Genomic DNA, 11,960 nt, shown 5'->3' on the forward strand with positions numbered 1-11,960 from the left:
ATCCATTACCTTAACTGTATCTTGCATGATTATTGGGCCTGCATCTGCTTCTTCGTTTACAAAGTGAACTGTAGCGCCTGAAACCTTTGCTCCGTAATCGATTACAGCTTGGTGAACTCTCTCTCCGTAGAATCCGTCTCCACAGAAAGAAGGAATTAATGATGGATGTATATTCATCATTTTATTTCTAAATTCACTTACGAATTTTGGACTGATTATCTTAAGATAACCAGCCAAAACTACTAAGTCTACGTTTTCTTCTTTTAATATTTTTATTACTTCGTCTTCGTTTTTTTCAAAGACAGCTCTTATATTGTGTTTTTTAGCTCTTTCTAGACCAAAAGCATCCTCTTTATTAGAGATAACTACTTTTATATTTCCTTTTATTTCTCCTTTTTCACAGCCATCTATTATAGCTTGTAAATTAGAGCCTCCTCCAGAAACTAAAACGCCTATATTTAGCATAATTCAACACCTTCGTGACTATCTACTACTTCACCAACAACATATGCTTTATCTTTCATTAATTCAGCATATTTTTCATCTACATCTATTGGATCTTCTTCTCTGTTATTTATGTAATCAACTAGAGCTGGTGCATCTTCCTTGTTTACGATAAATACAAGTCCGATACCCATGTTGAAGCTCTTATGAAGTTCTCTTTTTTCTACTATATCGAAGCCTTCTATCATTTTGAATATTGGTGGTTTTTCCCATGAATCAGTTTTTATATCTAATCCTAATCCTTTAGGTATAACTCTTGTTATGTTTTCTATAACTCCACCACCAGTTATATGAGCTATTGCTTTTATGTTGTGTTTTTCTAATATGTCTAATACTAATTTTACGTATATTTTTGTTGGTGTTAATAAAGCTTCTCCAACTGTCATTCCTAATTCTTTAACATATTGATTTAAATCATAGTGATAAGTATCTAAGAATATTTTTCTGATGAAAGAGAAACCATTACTGTGGATACCACTTGAAGAAACTCCAACTAATACATCTCCTGCTTTTACATCTTGTCCTGATACTATTTTAGCTTTATCAGCTATACCAACAGCAAATCCTGCTAAATCGTATTCGTCTTCAGCATACATACCTGGCATTTCAGCAGTTTCACCACCGATTAATGCGCATCCAGACATTTTGCATCCGTTAGCAACACCTGCTACTATTTGATCTATATGTTCTGGAACTAATTTTCCTATTGCTATATAGTCTAAGAATAATAATGGTTTAGCACCTTGGCATATTAAGTCGTTAACACTCATTGCAACTAAGTCTATACCAACTGTGTCGTGTTTATCCATCATTTGAGCTAATTTTAATTTAGTACCAACACCATCTGTTGCAGCAAGAAGCACTGGTTCTTCCATGCTCATAAAATCTTTTAAACTATATAAACCACTGAAGTTTCCTAAATCACCTATAACATTTTTATCATAAGTTTCTTTTATTTTTCCTTTTATTAGGCTTACGGCTCTATTTCCTTCATCTATATTTACGCCTGATTGCTCGTAAGTTAATTTTGCCATTTACTATTCTTCCTCCTTGTCAATTTTCTTAACTGGGTAATTTCCGTCGAAGCAAGCTTTACAGAATTTAAATTCATTGCCTTCTCCAACTGCGCTCATCATCTTATCTATGTCTAAGAATTTTAGTGTATCGCAACCTATATATTCTCTCATTTCTTCTAAATTCTTTGTTGCAGCTATTAATTTAGAACGATTTGGAGTATCTATACCATAATAGCAAGAATATTTAACTGGAGGAGATGTTATTCTTAGATGTATTTCACTAGCTCCAGCATCTCTTAATGATTTTACTAATTGTTTTGAAGTAGTCCCTCTAACTATTGAGTCGTCTACAAGTATTATTGATTTTCCTTTTAATACTCTACTTAAAGGATTTAATTTTATTTTTACTCCAAGTTCTCTTTCTTCTTGAGTAGGTTTTATAAATGTTCTACCTACATATCTATTTTTTACTAATGCTTCTGTCAAAGGAAGACCACTAGCATTTGCATATCCTATAGCAGCTGCCCATCCTGAATCTGGAACAGGAACTACCATATCTGCTTTTACATCGTCATCTTGAGATAATATTTCTCCTGATTTAACTCTGAATTCATATGCATTTACTTTATCTATAGTTGCATCATTTCTAGCAAAGTAAACATGTTCAAATATACAGCTTTTCTTCATAGTTTTACATTTATTACTGAAGTTGTATGATTTTAATTCTCCATCTTTAACTACTGCTATTTCTCCTGGTTCTAAGTCTCTTATAACTTCTCCACCAAGAATTTCTATTTCACAGTCTTCAGAAGCAAATATATATTCATCGTCTTTTTTACCAAGTAATAGAGGTCTAAATCCATGAGGGTCTCTAACAGCAACTAATTCTTCATCAGTTAGTATAACTAATGAATAAGCACCTTTTATTTGGTCCATTGTTAATTTTAAAGCTTCTACTATATCTCCTGTATAATATCTAGCTAACATATATAAAATAACTTCTGTATCACTTTTACCGCTAAACATTATTCCGTCTTCTTCTAGCATTTCTTTAAGATAATTAGCATTTACTAAGTTTCCATTGTGAACTAGACCTAAGTTTCTTTTTCTTAAAGAACCAACTAAAGGTTGACAGTTATACATATGACTTCCACCTGCTGTTGAGTATCTAACATGAGCAATTCCCATTGTTCCAGGAAGCTGTTCTAAATCAGCTGCTTTAAATACATCACCAACTAAGCCCATGTCTTTTTTGTAATTTATTTCTTTTCCATCGTGAACAGCCATACCACAGCTTTCTTGACCTCTATGTTGCATTGCATATAAGCCATAATAAAGCTCCTTCGACACATTCTTATTTGAATAAATTCCTAATATACCACACATGCGACATTCCCCCTATAACTTAAATTTATTTATTCATTCTAGAAAGAACTTCTTCATAACCTTGAACAAGATCTCCTAAATCTCTTCTAAATCTATCTTTATCTAATTTTTCATTAGTGTTAACATCCCATAATCTACAAGTATCTGGTGATATTTCGTCTGCTAATATTATATTTCCGTCTACGTCTTTTCCGAATTCTAGTTTGAAGTCAACTAATTTTAGGTCCATTTTTAAGAAAAATTCTTTCATTATTTCATTGATTTTTAAAGTTTGTTCTCTAACGTAATCTATTTCTTCTTGAGTTGCTAATTTTAATGCTACGGCGTGATCATCATTTATAAGTGGGTCTCCATATTCGTCATTTTTGTATGACATTTCAAATATTGGTTTGTCTAATACTATTCCTTCTTCTACTCCGTATCTCTTACAGAAAGAACCTGCTGTTATATTTCTTACTATAACTTCTAATGGTAATATTGTAACTTTTTTTACTAATTGTTCTCTGTCTGATAAAGCTTTTATAAAGTGAGTTTTTATTCCTGCTTTTTCTAATGTTTCGAACATTATTGTACATATTTTGTTGTTTAATATACCTTTTGATGCTATTGATGCTTTCTTTTCTCCGTTGAATGCAGTTGCATCATCTTTGTAGTAAACTACATATTCATTTTCATTATCTGTACTGTAAACTTGTTTTGCTTTTCCTTCATATAATAACATTGTTATTCCTCCTAATATTTTACAATTCTTTTACCTTAATATTTTTTATTATTGTCTTCTATAATTATATAATTATATTTTTGATATTACTTTACGATTATTGATTTATGCTTCTATCGTCATCTAATACTTTTTGAGCCATTTCTTGTCTGTATGCTTTTAAGTCTTCTTTTAATTTTGGATATTTGATACTCATTATTTGCATTGCCATTAATGCTGCGTTTAATCCTGAATCTATAGTTACTGTAGCCACTGGTATTCCTTTTGGCATTTGAACCATAGATAATAATGAATCCATACCGTCCATAGTAGATGATTTGATTGGTAGTCCGACTACTGGTATTAATGTAGATGCTGCTATAACACCTGGTAAGTGAGCTGCCTTTCCTGCTGCTGCTATTATAACATCAGCTTCCCCATCGATTGATTCTATAAAAGAAACTAATTCCTTTGGTGTTCTGTGAGCTGATAATATTCTCACAACTACTTCTATTCCATATTTTCTTAAAAAGTTTATACCTTCTTCTAACTTAGGATAATCTGATTTAGATCCCATTACGATTGCAACCTTCATACGTAGTCCTCCTTCATTAATAATATATTTACATAAACTTTATTTTTACCTTAAATTAAAAAGTTTTAATTAATTTTTTATTTAAATAAATCCTATGAAAGTTCGATGTTTTTTTCATTTTAGCGAACTATACATTTGTATTTTATATTAATATTCACGTTTTATCAATACATATTTTCATAAAACGAAATTTTTATTTCTTTTTTTTTTAATTTTTCCATTATTTATCATGTAATTTCCGAACTAAATAATCTATAATAAAATTATTTTACGATAGTAGCTTTCATATATAATATTTTACCTTTTTTTTACTATATTGTGGCAACATTTTAAAAACTTTTTGAAATTTAGATAATTAAAAATGCCATTGTACAAGCTCAAGTCGAATTTATACAACAGCATTTATCCATACTAATTATTTTAAAAATACAAATCTACATATAAAGATTATTGTCAAAACTATTAATGAAATATTTATTTCTTCTTTTTTATTTGTAACTAATTTTAATAAAGTATAAGATACTACACCAAATATTATTCCGTCTGCAACACTATTAGTAAGTGGCATTAATATGAAAGTTAAAAATGCTGGAATTGCATTTGTATAATCTTCAAAATCTATTTCCTTAAAGCAACCTGCCATCATAACACCTACTACTATAAGAGCAGCTCCTGTAGCTTGTGATGGAATTGATATAAATAATGGTGCTAGGAATAAAGATAAAATAAATAATATCGCAACTGTGAAAGCTGTAAGTCCTGTTTTTCCACCTTCACTTATACCTGCTGAGCTTTCCATATAGCAAGTAACAGTTGATGTTCCAAGCATAGCACCTACTGTAGTTCCTATCGCATCAGCAAGCATTGCTTGTTTTGCTTTAGGTATTTTCCCTTCTTCATCTATTAAATTACCCTTAGATGCAATTCCTACTAAAAATCCAACTGTATCAAATAAATCCATAAATAAAAAAGTAAATACGACTATTACCATATCTAAGCTAAATATTTGATTCATTGGCACTGAGAAAGCCTGCATAAAAGTCGGTTTTAATGAAGGAATATTAAGTGAAAATACTTGTGTAGGTAGAGCTACTATCCCAGTTATCATACCTATTGCTGATGTCAATAATATAGATATAAGTAAAGCACCTTTTACATTTCTACATACTAAAATCGCCGCTATAACTAATCCCGCAACCGTCAACACTACAAGTGGATCATGCATACTGCCAAGTGATAATGTTCCTGTTTGCATACTTATAAGTCCTGCATTGCTCATACCTATTGCTGCTATGAATAAACCAACTCCAGCTGTAACTGCATTTTTTAAAACATTAGGAATACAATTTATTATTTGCTCTCTTAAATTTGTAACTGTCAAAATTATAAATAAGATACCTTCTATAAATACTCCCAACAACGCCATTTGCCAAGAATATCCCATTTGTAAAACTACTGTATATGCAAAGAATGCGTTAAGTCCCATACCTGGCGCCAATGCTATTGGATAATTTGATAAAAATGCCATAACTAAAGTAGATACTGTTGCTGATAATGCAGTAGCAACAAATACTGCACCGGCATCCATTCCTGCTTGTGATAGCATGTTTGAGTTTACTGCTAATATATACGCCATTGTCATAAATGTCGTAATACCTGCGATTACTTCTGTTTTTACGTTTGTGTTGTGTTCACTTAATTTAAACACTTTTTCAAATAAATTGTTTTGATTTGCTTTTTTGTTTTGTGTTGCTTGCATAATTTTGCCTCCATCTTTTATAAATTTAATTAATTGAAAATTAGAATAAATGTATATAAAAATGAATTTTATGCAAATAGATTTGCTTTGAGGAGAGTTAAAACATAAATAGCCTAATAAAATAAATATTAAACCAAATAAAAAGTGTCTACTTCAAACAAAGTAGACACCGCTAATATCTTATCCAAATCAAAGTACAATCTTACTCTTTTATCTAAAAATCTACTTTAAATAAATTTCTAAAGCCTAAAAAAGTATAGACTAATCCCTTGATTATCATGATATATAGGTGGCGCTCTCGCGGAAGCTCTCCTAGAAACTAATATTAAGCAGGCTTCCTGGCTTACAGATCAACGCGTTACTTTCCTTCTCACATACAAATGGCATGCAATGGATATATTAAGTATTGCTCCCTAGATTACAGTGACCGGATCGCTTAGGATTCTAACCTAATTTCCTTTTATTCAAACCTCCTGAGAAATTTGACCACTTAATATCATAATAATATTCATTTTTATGAGAAAATCGTAGCATATTTTAATTTTATTTGTCAACTTATTTTTTAATGTAATTAATGATGTTCTGGTATAACAGCACAGAAAGTTAATTCAGCGTCACTATCATTTATTAATGTATGAGAATGACCTTGTGGACAATAATGGCATACTCCAGCTTCTACTCTTTCTTCTACTCCATCGTATATTACCTTTCCTGTTCCTGATTTGAAGAATATTATTTCGCTGTTAGTTTCATGAGTATGTAATCCTATAGATGCACCTGGCAATAATTTACCGCTTATTATTTTATTTTTTTCATCTACATTCATTTTTGCATGGAATTCTTTTTCTCCACCTTTGAAATTTGGTATTGCTTTTTCTTCAATTTTATCAAAATCGATTATCATTTTATTACCTCCCTAATCTCCTCTTACACATTTATCAGTGTTATAAAAATATTATAATACAACTTATCGTTCAAATACAACAAGCCCGCATTCATAAGGATGATCCATATATAATACCTCTTGTTTTTGGCTGCGGTACATAATTAATTTCAATATTATAGTCATATCTCCACCGCCTGACAAAATCATAATACAACCTATCGCGAATACAAGCCATGAGCCAGTAAAAATAGACACTACAGCCGGTATTAGCCCTAAAATCACAGTAGGCATAATTCCTCCGATTATATACTGACCCTTTGTCAAGACCTCTTTGCAACAGCAATAAGGTGTTAAATATTGCGCCATAAAACCAAATTCTATAGATTTTAAGTGATTCTTTGCAAAAATCGCCCAAAATGCACCGTGAATTAATTCATGTACAACAATTAAAACTAAAAGTGTTATTAAAAATATCACGCTTTCTTTTATTGTAAATGTAAAACTCATCTCAGAATTACCCAAATTATATTTAAAAAATAATATCCCCAATACTATAATTATCGGCAATCCCAAAACGAATGCCATCACATTTGCATATACTACTCCTATAGTTAAATCCTTTTCTGTATACCCAGCATCGATTAGTTTTTGCTTTTCTTCTTCGTATATTTTCTTTCTCTTTTCCTCTGCCTTGGTTAATTTTCTATCCTTTTTTCCCATATATCCTCCAAAATAAATATACTAATATTTTTCTCTATGTATTTTATCCATAAGCAAATCTTCCATACTATGTGGTTCTGGGTGTTTATTCGCAATTCCGAGAGATAAAATCGCCTCAAGCTTATATCCATCTGGAAATTGTAACAACTCTCTCAGATATTCCTCTGTTGTTCTTCCATCTGGTGCTTCTCTTAGACGGCCTTGAATCCAACAGCTTCCAACACCTAAGCTATCAGCCATAAGATGCATATTTGACATAGCAATTGAACAATCTTCTGTCCATACATCTGTTTTTTCTGGATCCGCGATTACAACAATCGATGTGTCGGCTCCTTCTAGCATTTTAGCTGAACCCACTCTACATTCTGACATCTTTTTTAAAGTTTCTTTGTCGCGTACAACTATAAATTCCCATGGACGTCTCGCACGACCAGAAGCAGATAATAGTCCTGCTTGTAGTATTTTTTCTAATTTTTCTTCTGGTATAGCTTCTTGTGTATATTGTCTTACACTTCGTCTATTTTTCATTATTTCAATTAATTCCATTTTTTTCTCCTTTTTATATAATATAGATTACTAATTGTATTAATACTATAATACAATTATATTATACATAATTTTTATTTGTCAACTGTACAGCAAAACATTAAAGGCTGAACACAAAATTATTTTGCTTCAGCCTTTACTTTATTTCTATTTATATTGTAAATCTATATCTCCAATATCACTCTTAACATCGATAGTATATGAAGGATTTTTTCCATATTCGCCGTAAAAATTATCGTCGTCTTTTGAAACCTTGTTAAAATCTATATCTATATCTTCAGGCTCCTTATCTGATTTAAATTTAAATGCTAAATCTCTAGAAACATTCAATTTAATATTTCCTATATTAGAGACTATGTCTATATCTCCTTTTATTCCATATATGCCACATTTCACATCTCCCACATCAGATTCGATACTTCCTGCACCATCGATGCTATAAACTTTAATATCTCCTGTGTCATTTTGTATATCATATGACTCGCATTTTATAGCTTTATTCAATTTAATATCGCCAACGTTACTTTTAACTGTTAAATCCTTTATGTCTAGGTCTTTATCAAATACAGTATCGCCTACAGATGTGCTTATATAAATATTTTGGTTGTATGATTTAGGTATTTGAAGCTCTATTTTCATAGATGTATTATTTAAAAGTTTAAGCTTGTTTTTATTTACACTATTTATCTCCAAAGCATCTGATTTTTGTTCTACTTCTAAATATTTTTCACCTTCAATATCCTTATCAGCTTTAAATATAACATAAATATTGTCGTCCTTACTTTCGGTTAATTTTATTTTGCCTTGGCTAAAATCTACAGATATATTTTTTAACTCATCAACATCCTTTATAGTATATTCACTAACAGGCTTCATTTCTCCATTAGAATTCATTTTAAACAATCCATCTATTCCAAACGAATTTTTTTGCAGAAAAACGACCAAAACCACTGTCAACACTACTGCGACTACAGACCAAGCTATCATCTCTATTTTGTTGTATTTTTTATTATCCATAACCTAAATCTCCTTCATTTCAAAATATGCCTTCACAGCTTTTTCTACTGCTCCACCTATTAAGAATATTATCCATGTAATCCACCATTGGAAAGTTAAGAAACTAACCAATAAATACACAACTACTGTTATTGATGTAATAGCGCTTTTTATTGATTTATATGCTCTGTAGTTGCTAGATTTTGTACTTTGCCATTCTTTAAATTCCTCTACTATTGTATCATCTTGTTTATTATATTTAGGTCTACTCATGTTTGTATAAATAATCAAGCCAGTTGCACCTGCTATTAATACAAACATTATCACTATCCCTAAAGTTTCATTTCCCCATGCATCGCTAAGTATTACGCTCACTGGACATAAAATATACATCATTACTGCTATTGCAATATTTCTAGCGTATTTTTTCTTATCAGAGCTTTCCTTTGTTTCTTTTATCGCATCATCTTCAAATAAATCATCTATGTTTCCTATACTACCTACAACTTTATTATATGCTGCTTCTCTCTCCATACCTGATTCAACTAAATCGTTGTATTTTTCAAGTAGGTTTGCAAGCAATTCTTCTTTAAATTCCATAGACTTTTTATTGTTTGGTGCATTTTCAAATAATTCGTCTACATATTCCTCAATTTTTAAATTGTATTTAGTAAGCATTTTTATTTTTCCTCCCCAATTAAACTATCGATTAAATTTTTTGCTTCTTCCCAATCTATTTTATTTTGTTCATAAGCTTTTATGCCTAATTCAGTAATCGTATAATATCTTCTTCTAGCTCCTTTATCTTCATTTCCCCAATAAGAAGATATGTATCCTAATTTTTCAAGTCTCCTAAAAGCTGAATATAATGTCGCCTCCTTTAATTCATACATATTATTTGTCTTCTCTTTTATGACCTTGTTGATCGCATATCCATATGTATCTCCCTTTATCAGTTGAGATAAGATAATTGTATCAGTATGACCTCTCAATAAATCTGATGTTATAGACAATGCTATCCCTCCTTTGCTGATATATTGTTTCTATTTAAGTCAATTCTACTGGTATTATAAATTATTTATATAAAATTCTATTTATTATAATTATATTTATTACTTATTTATATAATAATATTATATACCTCACCTATCAATGTATATATTTATTAAAAGTATATTATAAAATAAATTATTTTAGTTATTTAATCAAAAAAATAAAAAGACTTATATTCGTAAATACGATTAATAGTCTTTTTGTTGTGTTTAAAGTTAAAAGTATATTTTTTTAAAAAAGAAATATTAAATATTTCAATTTTCCTCAGGAAAAATACCTTATTAAACAAAGTCATTGTTTTAGGGTACGTAGCTCGTTGGTTTCAATTCTAAATTTTATAAACAAAAAACAAATATTTATTTATGATATAGGACATGTTGATCGTTGGTTTCAATTCCCCTTAGGGAAGAGCTCTTTTAACCCCTAAATTTTTAGCCCTTGCAGTTACTAGGTTTCAGACCCCCGTTTCGGGGTACAACTTTTTCCTTACATATAAATTTTATTATACATACCTAAAAGTGCCTCAAACCGTTGGTATTACTGGTGCGTGCGACTTAGATTTTTTAATAAATCTAATAATTATATTCACTTTATTTTTTAAAGTCATTTTTTTAATATAGACCAACTATATTTAATCATTTAAACTTTAAAATCTTTCACTTTTTTAAACTTCCTAATTATAGTGTAGCATATAAAATATAATACACACAGCAAAATTTATAAATATTTGAAATAAAATTATTATACCTATCTAAGCAACTCAGATAGGTATTTTTTGAATTTATAGTTACAATTTATAATTATTTGATTATAATTTTATAGCCTTATTTATAAGTTTCTCATTTTTTCCAATTGAGTAAAAACACTCTTCATATCGCTTCTAATTATCTGTTGTTGAATTCCAAACATCTTTCTATAATACTTAGTATTCTCTGGATTAGGAGTATAAACTCTCTTGATCTTAACTACATCTAGAAGTGCCTTTTTCAAATCATCTATATCCCCAACAGCATAAGCAGCCAAGATAGCATCAGAAAGCACAGCACCCTCTACATTTTCAAGAGTCACAACCTCACTGCCTAGCATATCAGCCTTTATTTGATTCCATAGACTGCTCTTACTTCCACCTTCTGTAACGACAATTTTGTCTAAGTTACAACCAGCAGCTCTATACATATCTGCAACATTAATATAGTCGTATCCGATAGCCTCCAATACTGCTCTCCACATTATACCTTGGTCAGTGTTTGTAGTTAAGTTCAAAAATGCACCACTTGCATTTTCGATTCCGACAGATCCACCTTGTAGATATGGAAGAAATAAAACTCCGTCACATCCCGGTTTTACTTTTTCAGCTCTTTCCTGTAGCACGTCGTAATATGCTGAATCATCTACCTTATCACAAATATTATCTCTAAACCATCTAAGTGACAATCCACCTGTTCTTATATATCCCCAGTAAAAATAAGTATCTGGAAGTGTTCCACTGCAGAATATCAATCCTGAATCCTTAGTACTTAGCTTTTCGTTTATACCGTCAGTAGTAACTGTAAACATCGCGCAAGTTCCAGCTACATCAGATGCCATGTTTGATTCTAATATTCCGCAAGCTATGTTTGATTGCATAGTATCACCTGCACCTGCGACAATAGGAATTCCAGCTGGTATACCTAGAGTCTCGGCCATTTCTTCGCATAGATGACCTATGATATCCCAAGGCTTAACGATTTTTGGTAGCATTTCCATAGGTATTTCAAGCAATTCCATTTGTTTTTCTGACCATTTTTTATTTATTACAT

13 protein-coding genes and 1 riboswitch are annotated in these 11,960 nt (G+C 30.6%); all 13 genes read right to left on the reverse strand.

All coding sequences use genetic code 11. The features are described from left to right. A partial coding sequence (gene purN / locus MR593_RS03505) for a phosphoribosylglycinamide formyltransferase (protein WP_290686957.1) occupies positions 1-465 on the reverse strand: 465 nt, incomplete at its 3' end. Beyond that, positions 459-1,538, reverse strand: a complete 1,080-nt coding sequence (gene purM, locus MR593_RS03510; protein ID WP_290686958.1) for a phosphoribosylformylglycinamidine cyclo-ligase — start codon at positions 1,536-1,538, stop codon at positions 459-461. The genes purM and purN, both read right to left, overlap by 7 nt. Before the next feature lie 3 nt (positions 1,539-1,541). Continuing rightward, on the reverse strand, positions 1,542-2,906 hold the full coding sequence (gene purF / locus MR593_RS03515; RefSeq protein ID WP_290686959.1) for an amidophosphoribosyltransferase: 1,365 nt from the start codon (positions 2,904-2,906) through the stop codon (positions 1,542-1,544). Positions 2,907-2,931: 25 nt separating this feature from the next. Next, complete coding sequence (purC, locus tag MR593_RS03520) at positions 2,932-3,627, reverse strand: phosphoribosylaminoimidazolesuccinocarboxamide synthase (protein WP_290686960.1); 696 nt, start codon at positions 3,625-3,627, stop codon at positions 2,932-2,934. Positions 3,628-3,724: 97 nt separating this feature from the next. Then, entirely contained in the window at positions 3,725-4,201 is a 477-nt protein-coding gene (gene purE, locus MR593_RS03525) for a 5-(carboxyamino)imidazole ribonucleotide mutase (protein ID WP_290686961.1), read from the reverse strand. A 415-nt stretch (positions 4,202-4,616) separates the two neighbouring features. Continuing rightward, positions 4,617-5,960, reverse strand: a complete 1,344-nt coding sequence (locus MR593_RS03530) for an NCS2 family permease (RefSeq protein WP_290686962.1) — start codon at positions 5,958-5,960, stop codon at positions 4,617-4,619. 311 nt (positions 5,961-6,271) lie between these two features. Further along, positions 6,272-6,469, reverse strand: a riboswitch (cobalamin riboswitch). A 62-nt stretch (positions 6,470-6,531) separates the two neighbouring features. After that, complete coding sequence (locus MR593_RS03535; protein ID WP_290686963.1) at positions 6,532-6,864, reverse strand: cupin domain-containing protein; 333 nt, start codon at positions 6,862-6,864, stop codon at positions 6,532-6,534. 63 nt (positions 6,865-6,927) lie between these two features. Further along, positions 6,928-7,566 (reverse strand): DUF3267 domain-containing protein, encoded by a 639-nt coding sequence (locus MR593_RS03540; RefSeq protein WP_290686964.1) that lies wholly within the window; start codon positions 7,564-7,566, stop codon positions 6,928-6,930. 21 nt (positions 7,567-7,587) lie between these two features. Continuing rightward, positions 7,588-8,112 carry a nitroreductase family protein gene (locus tag MR593_RS03545; protein ID WP_290686965.1) on the reverse strand — a complete coding sequence of 175 codons (525 nt, stop codon included), beginning with the start codon at positions 8,110-8,112 and terminating at the stop codon, positions 7,588-7,590. Between the two features lie 147 nt (positions 8,113-8,259). After that, complete coding sequence (locus tag MR593_RS03550; RefSeq protein WP_290686966.1) at positions 8,260-9,129, reverse strand: DUF4097 family beta strand repeat-containing protein; 870 nt, start codon at positions 9,127-9,129, stop codon at positions 8,260-8,262. 3 nt (positions 9,130-9,132) lie between these two features. Further along, entirely contained in the window at positions 9,133-9,786 is a 654-nt protein-coding gene (locus MR593_RS03555; protein WP_290686967.1) for a permease prefix domain 1-containing protein, read from the reverse strand. A gap of 2 nt (positions 9,787-9,788) precedes the next feature. Continuing rightward, positions 9,789-10,121 carry a PadR family transcriptional regulator gene (locus tag MR593_RS03560; protein ID WP_290686968.1) on the reverse strand — a complete coding sequence of 111 codons (333 nt, stop codon included), beginning with the start codon at positions 10,119-10,121 and terminating at the stop codon, positions 9,789-9,791. A gap of 868 nt (positions 10,122-10,989) precedes the next feature. Beyond that, the coding region (locus tag MR593_RS03565) for an FGGY-family carbohydrate kinase (RefSeq protein ID WP_290686969.1) at positions 10,990-11,960 on the reverse strand (971 nt) is incomplete at its 5' end.

It is taken from the genome of Intestinibacter sp. (assembly GCF_022780145.1).
Taxonomy (GTDB): Bacteria; Bacillota; Clostridia; order Peptostreptococcales; family Peptostreptococcaceae; genus Intestinibacter.